The organism is Clostridium carnis, from assembly GCF_054657435.1.
Genome location: NZ_BAAHYS010000001.1, coordinates 1,533,216 through 1,553,965, shown reverse-complemented (window position 1 = coordinate 1,553,965; position 20,750 = coordinate 1,533,216). Strand labels below are relative to the sequence as shown.

Here is a 20,750-nt window from a genome sequence, read left to right as displayed (position 1 = left end):
AATTACTTAGTTTCTCTATGAAGTGTATGTTTCTTACAGAACTTGCAGTATTTTTGCATATCTAATCTGTCTGGGTTATTTTTCTTGTTCTTCATTGAATTGTAATTTCTTTGCTTACACTCTGTGCATGCTAAAGTTATCTTTACTCTCACAGTCTGCACCTCCAGTTTATCGTAAATAATATAAAAACTTAATTGCTTTTATGTTAATTTAATTTCGTTAATTACCTAAACACATTATCATAAATAGCGTATTATGTCAATATGTCAACCTTTGTAAAGGACTAGGTAATGAAACCCAGTCCTTATATTTATATGTTCCTAGTAATTACTATTCGATTATGCTAGTAACAACTCCTGAACCTACAGTTCTTCCACCTTCTCTGATAGCGAATCTTAATCCTTCATCCATCGCTACTTGAGTTATTAATTCAACGTTCATGTCGATGTGGTCTCCTGGCATAACCATTTCCATTCCATCTGGTAACTTGATTGATCCTGTTACATCTGTTGTTCTGAAGTAGAATTGTGGTCTGTATCCATCGAAGAATGGAGTATGTCTACCACCTTCTTCTTTCTTAAGTACGTATACTTGACCTACGAACTTGCTGTGTGGCTTAACTGATCCAACTTTTGATAATACTTGACCTCTTTCGATGTCAGTTCTTTGAACTCCTCTTAAAAGAACTCCAACGTTATCTCCAGCTTGCGCTTCGTCTAGTAACTTTCTGAACATTTCTATTCCTGTTACTACTACTTTTCTGCTTTCTTCTGATAATCCAACGATTTCTACTTCGTCTCCTACGTGAAGAACTCCTCTTTCAACTCTTCCTGTTGCAACTGTTCCTCTACCAGTGATTGTGAATACATCTTCTACTGGCATTAAGAATGGCTTATCTGTTGCTCTTTCTGGAGTTGGGATGTAGCTATCTACTGCTGCCATTAATTCCATTATTGGAGCAATTGCTTTTTCATCTGTTGGGTTTTCTAATGCTACTAAAGCTGATCCCTTTATTACTGGAATATCATCTCCTGGGAAGTTGTATTCTGATAATAATTCTCTAACTTCCATTTCAACTAATTCTAATAACTCTTCATCATCTACCATATCTGCTTTGTTTAAGAATACAACGATATAGTCAACACCTACTCTTGATGCAAGTAGTATATGCTCTCTTGTTTGAGGCATTGGACCATCTGCTGCTGAACAAACTAGGATTGCTCCATCCATTTGTGCTGCTCCTGTGATCATGTTCTTAACATAGTCAGCATGTCCTGGACAGTCAACGTGAGCATAGTGTCTGTTTTCTGTTTCATACTCAACGTGTGCTGTATTGATTGTGATTCCTCTTTCTTTTTCTTCTGGAGCCTTATCTATATCTGCATAGTTAAAAGCTTCTGCATAACCCTTATTTGCTAATACTGTTGTTATAGCTGCTGTTAATGTTGTCTTACCGTGGTCTACGTGACCAATTGTTCCAATATTTACGTGTGGTTTACTTCTTTCGAATTTTTGCTTTGCCATTGTAAATTCCTCCTTTATTTTTCTAATAAACTTTGCCTAGCGTTTTGTGTTTTTTGATAATACATTGGGCTCACTATCCTAAATCAGCAACTTTAAACCTTATAAAGGCTACATTTTGCTTATTGAGTTATGTGAGCACTCAATTATATTTGGAGCTCGCGATCGGGATTGAACCGACGACCTCCGCCTTACCAAGGCGACGCTCTGCCAACTGAGCTACGTGAGCACTCTTGCTTGCTTTATAGTTTAATATACCAATTATAAAGTTTACTATTGTTCAAAAAATTTGTCAACATAAATTTAACGACTCATTTTTGATTATATAGACATTTTTCTAACTTCCTTTTAACCCTTTGCAATGCATTATCTATAGACTTTGCATGTCTATCTAAATCACAAGCAATTTCTTGATATGATTTACCATCTAAATATGATTGCAAAACTTCCATTTCAAGCCCTGATAGTACTTTTGTCATTTCACTTTCTATATGTTCCATTTGTTCTTTTCCTATTATTAACTCTTCAGGGTCTGTGATTTTAAAGCCAGCTAGAACATCTATTAATGTTCTATCCGATTCTTCTTCGTAAATGGGTTTATTTAAAGATACATAAGTGTTTAAAGGAATGTGCTTTTGTCTTGTAGCAGTTTTTATAGCAGTTATAATTTGTCTTGTAACACAAAGTTCTGCAAATGCTCTAAAACTAGTCAATCTATCTATCTTAAAATCTCTAATAGCTTTATATAAGCCTATCATTCCTTCTTGATAAATATCTTCTTTATCTGCACCTATTAGGAAGTACGATTTGGCCTTAGATTTTACAAAATTCTCATACTTTGATATTAGATATTCTTGCGCTCTTGAATTTCCATTTTTAGCTTCAACTACAATTTCTTCATCTGATTTATTGTAAAATTCTATGAAGCAATTAACTTCCTTTCCTTTGTAATCCACTTTATTCCCCCCTTAAACCCCATATTTCCTAACAATTATATCTCAAAAGTTATACTTAAGTCAAACCGCCTATTTACTTCGCCTCATAGCTTCAAGCATTATTAGAATCTCATCATCTACATTATCTCCCAAATGATTTTTTGAAGATGACATGATTTTCTCTGCCTTATTATTTATTCTACTTTCTGTTTCTAAAATTTCATTGTAAAATTCTAATGCCGATACTCTTACAGCCCCTCTTTGAAATATAGTTTGTTGTTCTAACCAATCTGATGTTACAACATAAACTTCAAATCTTCTGCCAAGACTATGAACTTCTCTTTCAATATAAGAATCTGCTGTTTCTCCATCTTTAGTAAAAACTATGCTTATATTTTTATTAATCTCTTCTTTACTTTCTATATTATTGGCAACCTTATGAGCATCAAAGACTATAACAACCTTACAGTCTTCATATACTGAGTAGTTGTGAAGTGTATCTATTAGTTTTTGCCTTGCTCCATTAAAACTATAATCTTTTTGTCTTTTTAAATTTGGCCAACTATTTATAACATTATACCCATCAACAAATACAATTTTCACATTTTACCTCTTTTGATTAATCAACTATTTTGACAATCTTCCCTTTAATACTTCATACATCATTATACCACCTGCTACTGAAGCATTTAAAGAGTTAATTTTACCTACCATGGGAATTTTAACTAATTTATCACATTTCTTTAAAGTTAGTTGTGATATTCCTCTTCCTTCACTTCCTATAACTATTGCACATGGTCCATTAAAGTTTACTTGATAGCTATATTCATCACCTTTAATATCTGCCCCATAAACCCAAATTCCTTCTGCTTTAAGCTCTTCTATTACTGCGTTTATATTAGTAACCTTCGCTATGTTCATATGTTCTATAGCCCCAACTGAACACTTATATACTGTAGATGTTATTCCAACATTTCTTCTCTTAGGTATTACTATACCATGTGCTCCACATAATTCTGCCGTTCTTATTATTGATCCTAAATTATGAGGATCTTCTATTTCATCTAGTATAACTATAAAAGGATCTTCATTTTTTTCTTTTGCAATTCTTATTATATCCGCAACTTGACAATATTTAAACGGAGTAACTTGAGCAATAACACCTTGATGATTTCCGCCTTCACTCATTCCATCTAATTTTTTTCTATCAACTTCCTTTAAAACTAGATTCTTTTCTCTAGCACTATTTATTATTGCCTTTATTGATCCTTCCATATCACCTTTGGCTATGTATAAACATTCTATAGTTCTATCACTTTTTAGAACTTCCATAACTGCATTTCTACCAATAATAATATCTTCTCTTATTTGATCATTATTAACTATATTTTCTTCTCCGTATTCTCTCCCTTTTCTAGGCTCTACATATTCTCTAGTTTTTCTAGGTTCTCTAAAGTCTCTTTTACCTTTTATCTGTCCCTTTTCTGCTAACTCTCTTTCTAATCTAGCTTGTTTTCTTACCATTCTTGAACCTTTTGTCATTTATAACACTCCTTATTCTTTCTATCTAATTAGTAATTTAATTCTACGCTAATGCTTTTTTCAAGTATTTCTGATAGTCTTTTTTTATCTCCTACAAGATATAAATAGCCAATTAGCGCTTCAAACCCTGTCGCATTTCTATAATCTCTTACATCTGCATTTTTAGGTACTGTTGCAGATTTTGCATTTCTTCCCCTTTTGTATATATAGGCCTCTTCTTCGGTTAATGTTTCTTCTATTTCATGCATTATAAGTGATTGACTTTTTGCTTTTACATATCCAATAGCTTTTACATGTATTTTATGTGCAGATAACTCGCTATTTTGAGTTAATATATAGTTTCTTATAAATATTTCATAAACGCCATCACCTATTAATGCTAACTGTAATGGATTTAACATTCTCGCTTTATTTTTAGAAAACTCCTCGATTCTTAAATCATCTAGCATAACTTTACTCCTTTAAATAAAGGCTGCAACATTGCAGCCTTTATATTTTAGTTTATCTTTTTCCACCTTACTCCTTGAGGCGTATCTTCTAAAACTATATTCCTAGCTTTAAGATCATCTCTTATTTTATCTGCTAAAGCAAAGTCTCTATCCTTTCTTGCTTGCTGTCTTTGTGCAATTAATTCTTCAATTTCTTCTTCTAAACTACCTTTGGTTGACTCTTGAAGAATTCCAAGCGGTCCACCTAATTCTCTTATTAGGTTTAGTGCCTCATTACATAGTTCCTTTGAAGAATTTATTGTAACGTTACTATTTATATCTCTTATTAAGTCAAAGATAGCTGTAATAGCATCAGCTGTATTAAAATCATCATCCATTTTTTCTATATATTTTTGTCTGTGAATATCTAATGACTTAAAGTATTCCTTCTCATTATCGTCCATTTTTTCTTTTTCTACTTCTTCTATTAAGTTTTCTAAATTTCCGATAGCGTTATATAATCTTTCTACAGATGACTTTGCTGATTCTAACAACTCACCACTAAAGTTTAATTGAACTCTATAATGTCCTGATAACATTAAAAATCTTATTACATCTGCATCATACTCTTTTAAAGCTTCTCTGGCTGTTAAGAAATTATTTAATGATTTAGACATTTTTTGATTATTTACATTTAAAAATGCTCCATGTATCCAGTAGTTTGCAAATGGCTTTCCTGTTAAAGCCTCACTTTGTGCAATTTCATTTTCATGATGTGGAAAGGCTAAGTCCATTCCACCAGCATGTATATCTATAGTATCGCCTAATATTTTTTTCGCCATACATGAACATTCAATATGCCAACCTGGCCTTCCCATTCCCCAAGGACTTTGCCATGCTGGTTCACCTGGTTTTTGAGCCTTCCATATAGCAAAATCCATTGGATCCTCTTTTCTCTCATCTACATTTATTCTAGCTCCAGCTTGTAAGTCATCTAGATTCTGTCCTATTAACTTTCCGTATCCTTCAAATTTCTTTGTTCTAAAATAAACATCTCCATTAACTTCATATGCATATCCCTTATCAACTAATCCTTTTACAAATTCAATTATATCAGTTATATACTCTGTAGCTCTTGGATTTACTGATGCTCTTTTTATATTTAATCCATCAGCATCTTTATAGTATTCGCAAATATATTTGTCACCTATTTCTTTTACAGTAGTTCCTTCTTCATTTGCTTTGTTAATCATTTTATCATCGATATCCGTAAAATTTTGAACAAATTTTACTTTATAACCTCTATATTCAAGATATCTTCTTATAGTATCAAATATTATAAAAGTTCTACCATTTCCTATATGAAAATAATTATACACTGTAGGTCCACACACATACATTTTTACTTCATCTGGATTTATAGGTACAAACTCCTCTTTTTTTCTAGTTAAGGTGTTATAAACTTTCATTCTATTACCTCCTATCTAATATTTAAGTTATTTTTTTCAAATTGCTCTTTAACCTTTTCTATAGCATCTTCTACTTTAATAACTTCTATTTCAGAATCTCTTAACTTGAATTCTATTTCTCCATCTGTAATTTTCTTTCCAACTGTTATTCTCATTGGTATTCCCATTAGCTCAGAATCTTTAAATTTAACTCCAGCTCTTTCATTTCTATCATCAAGTAATGCATCTACACCTATAGACTTTAATTGATTATATAAATTATTAGCAATTTCCATTTGAGCTTCATCTTTTATGTTTACTGGTATAACTGTTACATGATATGGTGCTACCGCTAATGGCCATACTATTCCATTTTCATCATGATGTTGCTCTATTACTGATGCCATAGTTCTTGTTACTCCAATTCCATAACAACCCATAACAAATGGTTTTTCTTTTCCATTTTCATCAATGAATGTAGCTTTCATAGCTTCAGAGTACTTTGTTCCAAGCTTGAATATATGTCCAACCTCTGTACCTCTTGCTATTGTTACAGCTCCTCCACATAATGGGCACTTTTCCCCTTCTGTTATGTTTCTAAAATCTCCGACTTTCCCTTCAAAATCTCTTGAGTAATTTACATTTTCAAAGTGATATCCAGTTTCATTAGCTCCTACTATAAAATTATACATATTTACAACTTCTTCATCTACTAGAAGTTCTTCAACATTTATTCCTATAGGACCAGCAAATCCAACTGATGCTTTTGTTGCAGCAAAAACTTCTTCTGGAGTAGCCATATTTAAATTAACTATACCACCTAACGCATTAGATACCTTTATTTCATTTACTTCTCTATCGCCTCTTACCATTACAGCAATAATCTTACCATCTGCATTAAATATTAGAGTTTTAGCAAACTTTTTATTATCAGTGTTAAAGAACTTAACTAATTCTTCAATAGTTCTAACATTTGGAGTTTCAGTTTTAACTAATTCTTTTAAATCTTCTTTATCTGCTTTTTCAACTGTTGATGGAGCCTTTTCTATATTAGCTGCATAATTACAAGAAGTACAGAAAACTATATCATCTTCTCCTACCTCTGACTTAACCATAAACTCTGCTGAATTTGACCCTCCTATAGCTCCTGAATCAGCTTCTACACATTTAGCATCTAATCCGCATCTATTAAATATTTTCACATAAGCTTCATTCATTTTATCAAATGATATATCAAGCCCTGCTTGATCCTTATCAAAGCTATAAGCATCCTTCATTATAAACTCTCTTGATCTCATAACTCCAAATCTAGGTCTTCTTTCATCTCTATACTTAGTTTGAATTTGATATAAATTAACTGGTAATTGCTTATATGATTTTATTTCATTTCTAGCAATATCAGTAAAAACTTCTTCATGTGTTGGCCCAAGACAGAAATCTCTGTTATTTCTATCCTTTAATCTAAACATCTCTTCTCCATAAACATCCCATCTTCCTGATTCTTGCCATAGTTCTGCTGGAAGTACAGCTGATGCTAAAAATTCTTGAGCTCCTGCATTATTCATTTCTTCTCTTACTATATCTTCTATATTTTTTAGAACCTTTAATCCTAAAGGCATATAGTTATAAATCCCCGAAGCCATTTTTCTTATCATTCCCGCTCTTAACATTAACTTATGACTATCTATTTCAGCCTCTGCTGGAACCTCTCTTAATGTTGAAATAAGCATATTTGACATTTTCATATGATTTTCCTCCTATATTCTATACTATATATCTTATTAGTATTTTTTTATTTTCGTTATTTAAATCATTTACTATTTAATTTATAATCTTTATCTTAATTTATTTTTATTCTTTAGGCTAAATCACTTATATTTCTTAATATGTTGTACTTATCTACAATTAGTCTATAAATATAATTTCTCAAAAAATAAAAAAAGTCCGCCCCTATGATTAGGGCGAACTTATATCGCGGTACCACCTAAATTTGTTCTCTAAAATGATAACGGTATTAAACCGATAGTTTTTACCTACAACTCTAAAGCTGGTTCAAAACCTAGGTGAAAATCTTACAGCCTATGGATTTTCTCTCTGAAATAGCGGTTTTTACTATTCTTTTTCACTGCGTTAGTATATAAAATTGTAGCTTTATTATATCTTCAAGGTAAAATTATGTCAACATTCATAAATACTATACTAAACAAGTTTTTCTGCAAGTATTAAATCTTCTGGAGTTGTAACTTTTATATTAGTGTAATCACCATTATACAAGTAAACTTTATGATTATATTGCTCTACTACCATAGTATCATCCGTTACCACAATTTTTTCTTTTTTTATTTTTTTATGACATTCTTTTATTATATTAAAGTTAAATACTTGAGGTGTCTGAATAGCCACTAAACTCTCTCTTTTAGGTGTGCTATTAGAAAAATTATTACTATCCTTAATTTTTATTGTATCTTTAGGCATTACTCCTGGAGCTGCTGCCCCAAACTTTTTTGCAAATCTTATACCCTTAGTAATAATTTCATCAGTTACAAAAGGTCTTGCCCCATCATGTATTAAAACTACTTCACTACTTTCAATAGCTTCTAAAGCATTATATACAGAATCTTGCCTCTCTTTTCCACCTTCTACTATAAGATCTACCTTTATAGAATATTTATTAAGTATCTCACTTTTACAATATTCTATTTCATCCTTAGGTAAAACTAATATAATTCTATTTATATCTTTATTTTCTATAAACCTCTTTAAAGTATAATATAAAATAGGTTTACCTTTTATCTCTATATATTGTTTGCTAATCTTAGCACCCATTCTTTTACCTTTTCCACCAGCTAAAATAATAGCACTTATCATATTAACACCTACTATTTATTCTTTTGGTCTAGCAAAAATCATTCTACCAGCGGCTGTTTGAAGTACTGAAGTTACTATAACCACAATTTGGTCTCCCATAAACCTTCTTCCACCTTCAACAACTATCATTGTTCCATCATCTAAGTATGCTACTCCTTGAGTTGCCTCTTTACCATCTTTTACAACAACTACTTTCATTTCTTCGCCAGGAAGTACTACAGGCTTTATAGCATTAGCTAATTCGTTTATATTTAAAACCGGTACACCTTGGAATTCTGCTACTTTATTTAAATTAAAATCATTTGTAACTACTTTTCCTTTAAGGGTTTGTGCTAGCTTTAATAATTTACTATCCACTTCTGCTATTTCTGGAAAATCACCTTCCCAAATTTGTGTTTCAATTTCTAATTCCTTTTGAATTTTATTTAATATATCAAGTCCTCTTCTTCCTCTATTTCTTTTTAAGGAATCTGACGAATCAGATATATGTCTTAATTCATCTAGTACAAAATTTGGAATAACTAACGGACCTTCAACAAAACCTGTTTGACATATATCAAATATTCTTCCATCAATTATAACTGATGTATCAAGTACCTTAGGATTACTTTTATTTATTATCTTAGACTTCTTTTCCTTGCTACTTGCTTTCTTTAAGCTTACAAATAAAGCAGATATATCATCTTTCTTATCCACAAATATATGTGCTGAAATAAATGCAAATATTAAATTTAGTAATGTAAATATTATTGGTCCAAATATATTCAATTTATTTAATGGTAATAATATTAATGATGTAATTACTAAAGATATCAATATACCTAATCCACCATATAGTAGCTCAGTTGCACTTAACTTTTGAATGTTTTTTTCTGCATACTCTACAAGATTAACTACCCAATCGTAAATTCGTGGAGAAATTAAATATAATATAAGTCCAAATAATAAAATCATAAAAATAATAAATGATACCGAGCCAATAGTTTTTGATAAAAATCCTATTTCTTTAATTTTCGGGATTTCTAAAATAATACCACTAACAATATACCCACTTATTAATCCTATTAGAGCAAAACTAATTCTTATTGCTTTTTTTAACATAAAGTCACCTCCTTATTTGTTATTAACGTAATCTCTCTTTATAATTCTAATCCCAATTAATATATTTCCTATTAATTTGAAGAATTTATATCATTATACCACATTAAGGTAATATCTAAAATGAGTATTTCTTAAATTCTTCTTAATTTAAATTCTTAGACCCCCTATAAATTTTTCACAATAATAGCTATTATTAATAGTGAATAAAATACACATTAAAGTTGTATTGACAAAATTATCTGAAAATATTTATAATTTAATTACAGCCATTATTTTTATAAGGAGTTGAAGCATATGAAAGACATAATATTTGATAACTTTCAAAATGATGTTAATGAATCACTATTACGACATAAAAGTATTCTTGATATAATTACTAAGTATGGTGAATCAAGTGCTAGAGTAAATAGGGCTGTAGCCAAAGCTGTGACAAACTGTGGCTGTATTAATATTTCTGCTAGCAAACAAATTCTACCTAGTGATAATTCAGCAGATGATTTTAACTATTCCTTAAATAGCCATTTGGAAGGTGCTATTTGTAATAGTTGTCGTGAAGTCTTAGAGCGTGAAATAGGAAATAATTTATTTTATCTAACTTCCTTATGTAATAGTTTAGATCTAAACTTATATGATATCTTACTTAAAGAAGAAGATAAGATTAAAACATTAGGAAAATTTACATTTAGATAAATCTAAAAGCAGGCTTAATATGCCTGCTTTCCTATTATTGTCTATTTTTTAAATTATTATACAATAATTTACTAAATTTCATTCTTTAAATAAATTTGTTCTTTTATTCTTCTTAAACCATTCCTTATAGCCTTAGCTCTAGCTTCACCAATTCCTTCTACCATATCTAATTCCTCAGTATTTGCTTCTATAACATACTTAAGTTCTTTAAAATGCTTAACAAGATTTTCAATTACTGAATTTGGTACTCTTGGAACCTTAAATAATAATCTATATCCTTTTGGGGATATTAAGGAATCAACTAATGATATTCCACCATAACCTAATACTTTTGCTATAGAATCTAAATCAACCAATTCTTCCGAACTTAACTTTTGAATTTCCTTATAAATATCATCTGGGCATACTCCCTCTTTGCAATAATCTCTTATTAAAAGTATTCCATCCCTTTCTATAAATTTAACAAGCTCATTTAATTGCATTGATATTAGTCTACCTTCATTGCCTAATTCAACTATGTATCTTTTAATTTCCTCAACAATTCTCATAACCATTTCTGTTCTTTGAATAGCTGTTACTACATCGAATACTGTTGTTAAATCTTGAAATTCTAATAAATTTAAGTTATTTATTACTCTTTCTAATACATTTACATACTTTTCTAATGTTTGTATTGCTTGATTGGCTCTTGCAAGTATAACACTACTTTCTTGTAATACGTATTTAATATCACCTTTATAAATAGTTATTATATTTCTTCTTTGTGAAATGGCTACAACTATATTTCCTGTTTGCTTTGCAACCCTATTTGCAGTTCTATGTCTTGTTCCAGTTTCATAAGTTGTTAATGAATGATCTGGTACTAATTGAGTATTAGCTGATATTATTCTTTTACAATCTCCACTAATAACTATAGCTCCATCCATTTTAGCTAATTCATATATGTAAGCAGGTGTATATTCGGCATTTATATTAAAGCCTCCATCTACTAGCTTCATAATTTCTTCTCCATCACCTATTACAATTAATCCACCGGTTTTGGCTCTAAGGATATTTTCTAAGCCCTCTCTTAACTGTGTTCCTGGACTCATTAATTTTAATATATTTTTTATTTCTTTGTCATTTTTAATCCTCATATACTCACCCAATCTACTAGAATATCTTACTAATTATTTCTCTTAAATTATTTGCACTAATAATATTCATATCGTTACTTATAGCTTTATCTTTATTTCTTTCTGGTATTATTATATTTTTAAATCCCATTTTTTCTGCTTCTTTTATCAATCTATCGCAAGATGTTATAGGTCTTATTTCTCCAGTTAATCCTACTTCTCCTACTATAGCAGTTCTTTCTAGTTTAAAACCTGAACTTTTGACACTGGATAGTAGAGCAAGTGCTAACCCTAAATCTCCTGTTGTTCCATCTAAAGTTAAACCACCAACTACATTTACATAAACATCATATTTATAAAAAGGAACTTTAAGTTTCTTTTCTAATACAGCCAATATTAGTCTTAACCTTTGAGCATCTATCCCAACTGCTGTTCTACTAGGCATATGCATATTAGTTGCACTTACAAGTGCTTGTATTTCAACTAATATAGGTCTTGTTCCTTCCATAATTCCAATTACTGCTGAACCTTCTTGATTAAAATTAGTATCTTCTAAAAATATTCTTGATGGATCATATATTTCTACTAAGCCTTCTTCTGCCATTTCAAAAACTCCTATTTCACTAGTAGTTCCAAAACGATTTTTCATGGTTCTTAAAACCCTGAATTCTTCTGTTCTTTCACCTTCAAAATATAAAACTGTATCTACCATATGCTCTAATACCCTAGGGCCAGCAAGTTCCCCTTGTTTAGTTACATGAGCAACTATAAATAAAGGTATATTTTGATTTTTTCCTATTCTCATAATAGCATTAGAACATTCCTTAACTTGTGAAACACTTCCTGGTGCTGATGTTACTGTTTCTTTATAAACTGTTTGTATTGAATCTATTATTACGAAGACTGGCTTTAACTCATTAATATAAGCTTCGATAAGATCTAGGTTAGTCTCTGATAATATATATAACTCTTTTGCTTTAACCCCTAATCTATCTCCTCTTATCTTAATTTGCTCTTCTGATTCTTCTCCAGATACATATAGAACTTTACCATACTTTTCTGCTATAGTATTCGCAGTTTGTAGAAGCAGAGTTGATTTACCTATACCTGGATCCCCTGATATAAGAGTAAGTGAACCTTTCACCAATCCTCCACCTAAAACTCTATTTAACTCTTTAAGTCCCGTATCATAACGTTCTTTATTTCCTGATTTTATTTCACTTATACTCTTTGGCATATTATCTATAATTCTAACATTATTAACTTTTACTTTTAAATCTTTTTGTGAGTCTCTAACTTCTTCAACTAAAGTATTCCATTTATTACAATCTGGACACTTTCCTAGCCATTTTGGAGACTCATATCCACACTCTTGACAAACAAACATGGATTTAATTTTAGCCATAAATTTCACTACCATTCTTTGTTTATTTTATATAAATTTAGTTATTTACTATATTATAATATATCATAATAATTTTATAAAAACTATTTTATTTGATGTAATAAAAAAAAGAATTGCTACTATATTTCCTTTTAGTAACAATTCCCATATTTATAACTATTTATACTACTTATTTAATAATGCTGCTGCTGCCTCATCAACTATTACAACAACATCTCTATGCATTTGTAGCATTGATGCTGGCATATTAGTATTTATTTTTCCACTTACCATTTCTTTAACAGCTTCAGCTTTACCAGCTCCACTAGCTATAACTATTATCTTCTTAGATTTCATTATTCCGCCTAATCCCATAGTTAATGCAGTTGTTGGTACCATATCTATTGATTCAAAAAATCTTGCATTTGCTTCTATAGTGTCTTGAGTTAATTTAGTTAAATGAGTTCCAGCCACTAATGAGCTATCTGGCTCGTTAAATGCAATATGTCCATTATTTCCTATACCTAATAATTGAACATCTGTTCCTCCTAATTCTGCTATCTTAGCATCATAATTTTTACACTCTTCTTCTATATTTTCTGCTAATCCATTAGGTACAAATGTTTTTTCTTTATTTATATTAATATGATTAAATAAATTCTCATTCATAAAATATCTATAACTTTGATTGTGATCTCCTGATAAACCCACATATTCGTCTAAGTTTACTGTTGTAATATCTGAAAAATCAAGTTCTCCATCTTTATTCATTCTTATTAATTCTTTGTACATTCCAATAGGTGAGCCACCAGTTGCTAACCCTAAAATTGCTTTGGGATTATTTTTAATTATATTTGCCATTTCATTAGCCGCTGCTTTACTTAATTCTTCATAATTTTTTGTTATTATTACTTTCATCGTATTTTCCCCTCTCTCATTGAAATATTAACTTGTAATAAAAATTTATCTGATCTATAAATTGCCTCTTCTAAAAATATTAATTTATTATTTTTATCAAATGTCTTACTTATTATTTTCAACATTGGAACTTCATTTTCCACATTAAATATATCTTTTAGTTCATCATTCATTATTACTGCAGCTATTGATGACTGAGAATGTTCAACTACGTATCCAAATTCATCTAAAATTCTAAATAAAGATCCTTTTAACATTTCTTCATCTATATATCCACAATAATCTACTGGTATAAAAACTGTTTCAAGTGCTACACATTCTCCATCTACAATACGCTTTCTCTTTATCTTATAAAGCTCATCTAAAGAAAATGTTTCTGCTAAATTTTCTGGAGTACTAATTTTACAAAACTCAACAACCTCTGACTTTAAATCCTTACCTGTTTGCTTAATTATTTCAGTAAAGCTCATCATATCTTGTTGCTTAAATGTTTGCTCACAAACAAATGTACCTTTTCCTTTAATTCTTAAAAGTATCCCTTCTTGAACTAACTCACCAATTGCTTGCCTTATGGTCATTCTACTTACACCATAGATTTCACAAAGTTCTCTTTCACTAGCTATACACTCACCAGCTTTCCATAATCCTTGTGATATTTTTGCTATTAAATCATTTTTCAATTGGTAATATACTGGAATTGGACTATTTTTATCTATCATGATTAATCCTCCTATTTATTATTATATTATTAAAAGTTATAGATGTCTAGACCAGTTAATTAATTTTATTTAATTTGTTATAATAACCTTATTTTTTGGTAAAAATAACTTTAATAATTTATAAGGAGATGATCCAATGATTAATAAAGATTATTTTACTAATGTTGCTTCTCGCAATGTAATTAGAGATAACAACTCAAAAAATTTATCTGAAGAACTTTCTAATACATATATAGAAAATTCCTTAGATAATATGGTTCTAAATTCAAATTTAGATAACCAAAATATTATTAAATAAAATCTTTTTTCTTTGTTTTTCACCTTCCTATAATACCATATTACAATTTTTATTTTAATAAATAGATTTAAATTTATTGTAATATCTGACTAATTGATGTAAAATTAATAATAAATAATATTTATTATTAAATAACTATTTAATAATTTAAAGTTAAGGAGATTATACATATGGTTAAAGTTTATTCAACAAACTCTTGCCCTTGGTGTGTTAAGGCTAAAAGTTATTTAAAATCACAAAACATAGACTTTGAAGACTTAAATGTTCAAGATGATATGAACGCAAGACAAGAAATGATTGATAAATCAAAACAAATGGGTGTTCCTGTACTAGATGTAAATGGAACAATAATAATAGGTTTTGATAAGAGAGCTATCGATTCTGCTCTTAATAAATAAAAAATAAATCCTACTGCTTAAAAACAGTAGGATTTATTTTTTATCTAACTAAATTTATAACTGTTGCCTTTGGTCTAGACATTGATTCAATTGAATATCTAATTCCTTGTGTACCTATCCCTGAAGCTTTTACACCTAAGAATGGAAAATGATCTGGACCTCTCTCTGTTTTATTATTAACTTGAACTGTTCCAACTTCTAATCTATCAGCTACGTAAAATGCCTCATTAATATTTTCAGTAAATACAGCCGCCTGTAAACCATATTCTGACTTATTAGCTATTTCAATCGCTTCATCTTTACTTGAAACTCTTATTATTGGTAGCACTGGACCAAATGGTTCTTCCCATGCTAATCTCATATCAGTAGTTACATTATCAAATAAAGTTGGATATATCATATTGCCATCTCTTTTTCCACCTATAACTAAATGAGCTCCCTTTTCCCTAGCATCCTCTATTAACTCCCATACATAATCTGCTGATTTTGTATCTATAAGAGGAACTATATTAACATCCTTTTCTAATAATGGATTTCCTAAAATTAATTTTTCTATTTTTTCTTTTACTTTTTCAACTAATTTATCCGCAACCTTATCCATTACTAATATTCTTTTTACAGCAGTACATCTTTGACCTGAGTAAGAATAGCCTCCAGCTACAATATTGCTAGCTGCCAAATCTAAATCTGCATCTTCTAAAACTATTGCAGCATCTTTTCCTCCTAACTCCATTAGTAATGGTACCATAGAAGTTATTCTAGATATTCTAGTTCCAACCTCTGTACTTCCTGTAAAGTTTATAAAATCTATTTGTGGGTGAGTAACAATATAGTCTCCTATTTCTCCACCTCTACCAGTTATAGTATTTAATACTCCAGCAGGAATTCCAGCTTGTTCAAATACTTTTACTAAATATAAGGCACTTAAACTTCCTTGTGTAGCTGGTTTTAATACAACAGAATTACCTGCTACTAATGCTGGTGCAATCTTAGATGCTGATAAGTTTATTGGATAGTTAAATGGTGATATTGCAAGTACAACCCCTAACGGCTCTCTTGTTACTACAGATATTTTATTTCTTTTAAATCCTGGGAAACTATCTCCAGGTATACTTTCTCCAGATATATTTTTTGCAGTATCCGCAGTAAACCTTATATAATCAGCTGTTCTTAAAATTTCTGATTCTGCACTTTTTCTATCCTTTGCAATTTCTCTAATCATTATATCTGAAAGTTCTTCTATTCTTTCTACAAGAATATCTGCTGCTTTATATAATATTTCAGCTCTTTCATTAACCGGAACATTTTTCCATGACTTTTGAGCATCACTTGCACTTTTAATAGCAAAATCTACTTCCTCTTTTGTCATTGCCGGTACTTTTCCAACTAAAGTAGAGTCTATTGGTGAAAATATTTCTAAAAACTTTTCACTTACACTACTTACCCATTGACCATTTATAAAATTTCTAAATGTTCTTTCTTTACCTTTTATGCAACTAAACATATTAACACTTCCTTATTTTTGAACAGCTAATTCGATAGCTTTTTTATCAAAGCCAACTATTATCTCTCCATTAATATCTACTACAGGTACAGTTCTTTGTCCTGAAACCTTGAAAACTTCTTCTCTATCTTCATGCTTGTCAGCAACATTTATTTCTTTGTACTCCCAACCTTTCATATCAAAGAATCTTTTTGCCTTTATACATGATGGACACCATGATGTTGAATAAATTTTTATCATTTTAATTTCTCTCCTTTTTTTCTACTATATATTTTTCTGCTTGTAATGCAGCTATTGTACCATCTGCTACAGCTGTTGTTATTTGTCTAAATGCCTTATCTCTAACATCTCCTGCAGCATATACACCTTTAATATTAGTTTGCATATTTTCATCAGTTATGATGTATCCATTTGATGTTAAATTTAAATTATCTTTAAACTCTCCAGTTTTTGGCTCTGTTCCTATAAATCCAAATACTGCATCTAAAGCTATTTCTCTCTCTTCATTAGTTTTAGTATCTATAATTACTGCCTTTTCTACAAATCTGTCACCTTTTACATCTACTAAATCATGACTAAATAATATTTCTATTTTAGGGTTATTTTTAACTTCCTCTATAGTAGATTTTTCTCCATTAAAGTAATCATGTCTTCTAATCATTATTACCTTTTCTGCAAATTTAGTTAAAAATAAAGCTTCTTCTAAGGCAGAGTTTCCACCACCAACAACAGCTACAACCTTACCTTCATACATAGCTCCATCACATACTGCACAGTAATGAACCCCTTTTCCTGAAAATTCATTTTCTGATGGAATAGGTAATTTTCTTGGACTAGCGCCTGTAGCTATTATTACAGCCTTAGTTTTATAAATGTAATCACCAGTTTCAACTACTTTTTCTGTATGGCTTAAAGTTACTTTTTCAACTGCATCAAATTCGTCAATTTCTGCTCCTAACTCTTCTGCTTGTTGTTGCATTAAATCTGCTAATTCAGTTCCGCTTACTTTCTTAAATCCAGGATAGTTTTCAATAGTATAGCTATTTCTAACTTGACCTCCTAAGATTTGGTTTTCTAATAGTAACATATCTAATTTTGCTCTACTTGCATATATTGCAGAAGTTAATCCAGCTGGGCCCCCACCTATTATTATAAGCTCTTTATGCTTTACTTCCTTTTCCATAAGATCCTCTCCTTTACCCCCAGGGGGTATATTCTTTGATATAATTATAGTCATTTCCACTTTAAATTGCAATAGTTTTTATTTAATATTTTTTATTCTTTATAATTATTATTATATTACCTATTATATTTTATTCATAAAAAAGGAGATTTCCCCTTGGAAAATCTCCTTTTTATTTAAGATATATGCTTAAAGCATAGACTTGCTCCATCGCAATAAACTTCTAATTTATCTCCACCTTTTATACATCCTTTAAGCATTTCTTCACTTAATTTATCTTCTAATTCCTTAGTTATAATTCTTCTTAAAGGTCTTGCACCATAACTTATATCTACACCTTTACTTACTAGGAAATTTTTACTGTTTTCATCAAGATTTATACTTATCTTTCTTTCTTTAAGTTTATTTATAGTATTATTTAGCATAATATTAACTATCTTTAATATATCATTATTGTCTAATTGATGGAAAACTATTATGTCATCTATTCTATTTATAAACTCTGGTTTAAATTGTCTTTTTATTTCTTCCATAATGTTTTCTTTCATCTTTTCATATTCACTATTTTGTATTGCTTCAGGTGTTGTAAAGCCCATAACTTTTTGTTTCTTCAAAGTATGTGCACCTACATTAGATGTCATTATAATTATTGTATTTTTAAAATTTACATTTTTTCCTTTACTATCAGTAAGTCGTCCATCTTCCATTATTTGAAGAAGTATATTAAAAACATCTGGATGAGCTTTTTCTATTTCATCTAATAATATTACTGAATATGGATTTCTTCTTACAGCCTCCGTTAGTTGACCACCTTCTTCATGACCAATATACCCTGGAGGAGAACCTATTAATCTAGATACTGAATGCTTCTCCATATATTCTGACATATCTATTCTAATTAAATTTTTTTGATTTCCAAACATAGCTTCTGCTAATGCATTTGAAAGTTCTGTTTTTCCAACTCCTGTAGGCCCACAGAATATAAAACTACCTATAGGTCTATTTGGGTCTTTTAAACCAACTCTAGCCCTTTTAACTGCCCTTGAAACAGCTTTTACAGCTTCTTTTTGTCCTATTACCCTTTTATGCAATATTTCCTCAAGCTTTAATAATCTCTCAGATTCCTTTTCTGTAAGCTTTTCCAATGGTATTTTAGTCCAAATAGCAACAACCTTTGCTATTTTTTCTCTATCAACCTTATAAGTTATTGTTGAACTGTGTGTTGTCCAATCCTCTTTTAAAGATATTAATTTGCTTTTTAATTCCTTTTCATTATCTCTTAACGATGCTGCCTTTTCAAATTCTTGTCCTCTTATTGCATCTTCCTTATCTTTAACTATATCTTCAATTTTATCTTCTAATTCTTTTACAGTTGGAGGTGCAATTAAATTCTCAATTCTAACCTTAGCTGCTGCTTCATCAATTAAATCAATTGCTTTATCTGGCATAAATCTATCTGTTATATATCTATCTGAAAGTTCTACTGCCGCTTCTAGAGCTTCATCAGTTATTTTTACCATATGATGTGACTCATATCTATCTCTAAGGCCCTTAAGAATTTCTAATGTCTCTTCTTTTGTTGGCTCTCCTATATTAACTGGTTGAAATCTTCTCTCTAAAGCAGTATCTTTTTCTATATGCTTTCTATATTCTTCTATAGTTGTTGCACCAATACACTTTATTTCCCCTCTTGCTAATGCAGGTTTTAGTATATTTGAAGCATCTATTGCACCTTCAGCTCCACCAGCTCCAACTATTGTGTGTATTTCATCAATAAATATTATTATATCCTCTCTGCTTTTAATTTCATCCATTACTTTCTTTAATCTATCTTCAAATTCTCCCCTATACTTAGCCCCTGCTATCATAGAAGTTAAATCAATAGAAATTAGTATTTTATCCTTTAATATTTCTGGAACATTTCCATTAACAATTCTTTGTGCTAGACCTTCTACAACTGCAGTTTTTCCTACTCCTGGTTCACCAATTAAACAAGGATTATTTTTTATCCTTCTACAAAGGATTTCTAATATTCTCTGATTTTCATCATCTCGTCCAATAACAGGATCTAGCTTACCATCTTTAGCCATAGTAGTAAGATCTCTACCATATTGATTTAATAGTGGAGTTTTTATATTCTTCCTTTTTTCTTTTTCTTCTGATTTTAAACCATCTACTTCTTTACCTGATAAATATTTATTAAGTTCATCTTTTATTATATTTAAATCTATTTTGCTACAATTAGCTGCTGATTTATATACAATGCTCTCTTTATCCTCTAATAATGATAATAATATATGCTCAGGACTTATATAAGTATGATCATACTTTCTTACCTTAGCTAAACTATCATCAAATAGCCTCTTAGATCTTGGATTAAGTAACATTTCTCCTATTGAAATTTCTATATCTCCAAACCCTAAATACTCTTCAATAATTTTTTTAACTTTTTCTATTGTAACCCCATTGGCATATAATATCTGTCCTGCATATCCATTTTCCCTAAGGATCCCTAAAAGAATATGTTCTGTTCCTATATAACCATGTTTAAAATATTGTGATTCTTTTTGAGCTTCAACCAGCACTACTTGTGCTCTTTCAGTAAACCTCCCAAAAATCATATATATACCTCCATACCCTATTGCTATATTTAACCTCATTAACAGATAAATTTAAAACAACTAATTTAGTATTCATA

21 protein-coding genes and 1 tRNA gene are annotated in these 20,750 nt (G+C 30.0%); 3 read left to right on the top strand and 19 right to left on the bottom strand.

The features are described from left to right. Positions 1-2: 2 nt before the first annotated feature. The 11 genes from rpmG to ACYQ1T_RS07300 form a co-directional block, all read right to left on the bottom strand. Entirely contained in the window at positions 3-152 is a 150-nt protein-coding gene (gene rpmG, locus ACYQ1T_RS07350; protein WP_021876926.1) for a 50S ribosomal protein L33, read from the bottom strand. Positions 153-330: 178 nt separating this feature from the next. Beyond that, the gene (gene tuf, locus ACYQ1T_RS07345) at positions 331-1,524 is read right to left on the bottom strand and encodes an elongation factor Tu (RefSeq protein WP_459833458.1); all 1,194 of its coding nucleotides are present in this window, start codon (positions 1,522-1,524) and stop codon (positions 331-333) included. A gap of 150 nt (positions 1,525-1,674) precedes the next feature. Continuing rightward, positions 1,675-1,750: transfer RNA gene (locus ACYQ1T_RS07340), tRNA-Thr, on the bottom strand. Between the two features lie 82 nt (positions 1,751-1,832). Next, positions 1,833-2,477 carry an RNA polymerase sporulation sigma factor SigH gene (gene sigH / locus ACYQ1T_RS07335; RefSeq protein WP_459833456.1) on the bottom strand — a complete coding sequence of 215 codons (645 nt, stop codon included), beginning with the start codon at positions 2,475-2,477 and terminating at the stop codon, positions 1,833-1,835. Between the two features lie 69 nt (positions 2,478-2,546). Beyond that, on the bottom strand, positions 2,547-3,059 hold the full coding sequence (locus tag ACYQ1T_RS07330) for an NYN domain-containing protein (RefSeq protein ID WP_459833454.1): 513 nt from the start codon (positions 3,057-3,059) through the stop codon (positions 2,547-2,549). A gap of 24 nt (positions 3,060-3,083) precedes the next feature. Next, positions 3,084-3,998 carry a 23S rRNA (guanosine(2251)-2'-O)-methyltransferase RlmB gene (gene rlmB / locus ACYQ1T_RS07325; RefSeq protein WP_459833451.1) on the bottom strand — a complete coding sequence of 305 codons (915 nt, stop codon included), beginning with the start codon at positions 3,996-3,998 and terminating at the stop codon, positions 3,084-3,086. Between the two features lie 29 nt (positions 3,999-4,027). After that, complete coding sequence (locus tag ACYQ1T_RS07320; protein WP_459833449.1) at positions 4,028-4,447, bottom strand: Mini-ribonuclease 3; 420 nt, start codon at positions 4,445-4,447, stop codon at positions 4,028-4,030. 47 nt (positions 4,448-4,494) lie between these two features. Continuing rightward, entirely contained in the window at positions 4,495-5,895 is a 1,401-nt protein-coding gene (cysS, locus tag ACYQ1T_RS07315; protein ID WP_459833447.1) for a cysteine--tRNA ligase, read from the bottom strand. 11 nt (positions 5,896-5,906) lie between these two features. Beyond that, on the bottom strand, positions 5,907-7,619 hold the full coding sequence (locus ACYQ1T_RS07310; RefSeq protein ID WP_459833444.1) for a proline--tRNA ligase: 1,713 nt from the start codon (positions 7,617-7,619) through the stop codon (positions 5,907-5,909). Between the two features lie 454 nt (positions 7,620-8,073). Beyond that, positions 8,074-8,742 (bottom strand): 2-C-methyl-D-erythritol 4-phosphate cytidylyltransferase, encoded by a 669-nt coding sequence (ispD, locus tag ACYQ1T_RS07305; protein WP_459833442.1) that lies wholly within the window; start codon positions 8,740-8,742, stop codon positions 8,074-8,076. 15 nt (positions 8,743-8,757) lie between these two features. Continuing rightward, positions 8,758-9,843: a PIN/TRAM domain-containing protein gene (locus ACYQ1T_RS07300; RefSeq protein WP_459833440.1), complete on the bottom strand. Its 1,086-nt coding sequence runs from the start codon at positions 9,841-9,843 to the stop codon at positions 8,758-8,760. Positions 9,844-10,137: 294 nt separating this feature from the next. On the opposite strand from ACYQ1T_RS07300, the gene ACYQ1T_RS07295 reads away from it, so the two are divergent. After that, positions 10,138-10,533: a nucleoside triphosphate pyrophosphohydrolase family protein gene (locus ACYQ1T_RS07295; protein ID WP_459833437.1), complete on the top strand. Its 396-nt coding sequence runs from the start codon at positions 10,138-10,140 to the stop codon at positions 10,531-10,533. Between the two features lie 71 nt (positions 10,534-10,604). Here the strand turns inward: ACYQ1T_RS07295 and disA are convergent, their stop codons facing one another. The 4 genes from disA to ACYQ1T_RS07275 all read right to left on the bottom strand — a co-directional run bounded on the left by disA (position 10,605) and on the right by ACYQ1T_RS07275 (position 14,669). Further along, positions 10,605-11,669, bottom strand: a complete 1,065-nt coding sequence (gene disA, locus ACYQ1T_RS07290; protein WP_459833435.1) for a DNA integrity scanning diadenylate cyclase DisA — start codon at positions 11,667-11,669, stop codon at positions 10,605-10,607. Between the two features lie 16 nt (positions 11,670-11,685). Further along, positions 11,686-13,053 (bottom strand): DNA repair protein RadA, encoded by a 1,368-nt coding sequence (gene radA / locus ACYQ1T_RS07285; protein WP_459833432.1) that lies wholly within the window; start codon positions 13,051-13,053, stop codon positions 11,686-11,688. Positions 13,054-13,218: 165 nt separating this feature from the next. Then, the gene (gene nagB / locus ACYQ1T_RS07280) at positions 13,219-13,950 is read right to left on the bottom strand and encodes a glucosamine-6-phosphate deaminase (protein ID WP_459833430.1); all 732 of its coding nucleotides are present in this window, start codon (positions 13,948-13,950) and stop codon (positions 13,219-13,221) included. Further along, positions 13,947-14,669, bottom strand: a complete 723-nt coding sequence (locus tag ACYQ1T_RS07275) for a GntR family transcriptional regulator (RefSeq protein ID WP_459833427.1) — start codon at positions 14,667-14,669, stop codon at positions 13,947-13,949. The genes nagB and ACYQ1T_RS07275 overlap by 4 nt, the downstream gene beginning before the upstream one ends. A 136-nt stretch (positions 14,670-14,805) precedes the next feature. Between ACYQ1T_RS07275 and ACYQ1T_RS07270 the strand changes: the two genes are divergently transcribed. Together ACYQ1T_RS07270 and ACYQ1T_RS07265 are read left to right on the top strand one after the other, a co-directional pair. Continuing rightward, on the top strand, positions 14,806-14,967 hold the full coding sequence (locus tag ACYQ1T_RS07270; protein ID WP_459833424.1) for a hypothetical protein: 162 nt from the start codon (positions 14,806-14,808) through the stop codon (positions 14,965-14,967). 170 nt (positions 14,968-15,137) lie between these two features. Next, entirely contained in the window at positions 15,138-15,365 is a 228-nt protein-coding gene (locus ACYQ1T_RS07265; RefSeq protein WP_459833422.1) for a glutaredoxin family protein, read from the top strand. A 40-nt stretch (positions 15,366-15,405) separates the two neighbouring features. On the opposite strand, the gene ACYQ1T_RS07260 is transcribed toward ACYQ1T_RS07265, so the two are convergent. From ACYQ1T_RS07260 to ACYQ1T_RS07245, 4 genes are all read right to left on the bottom strand, one after another. Continuing rightward, a complete protein-coding gene (locus ACYQ1T_RS07260; protein WP_459833419.1) occupies positions 15,406-16,869 on the bottom strand; it encodes an NADP-dependent glyceraldehyde-3-phosphate dehydrogenase in 1,464 nt (487 codons plus the stop codon). A 12-nt stretch (positions 16,870-16,881) separates the two neighbouring features. Further along, a complete protein-coding gene (locus ACYQ1T_RS07255) occupies positions 16,882-17,109 on the bottom strand; it encodes a glutaredoxin family protein (RefSeq protein ID WP_459833417.1) in 228 nt (75 codons plus the stop codon). Position 17,110: 1 nt separating this feature from the next. Beyond that, the gene (gene trxB, locus ACYQ1T_RS07250; RefSeq protein ID WP_459833416.1) at positions 17,111-18,052 is read right to left on the bottom strand and encodes a thioredoxin-disulfide reductase; all 942 of its coding nucleotides are present in this window, start codon (positions 18,050-18,052) and stop codon (positions 17,111-17,113) included. A gap of 176 nt (positions 18,053-18,228) precedes the next feature. Next, positions 18,229-20,673, bottom strand: coding sequence for an ATP-dependent Clp protease ATP-binding subunit (locus tag ACYQ1T_RS07245; RefSeq protein WP_459833414.1), 2,445 nt, complete (start codon positions 20,671-20,673; stop codon positions 18,229-18,231). Positions 20,674-20,750 lie beyond the last annotated feature (77 nt).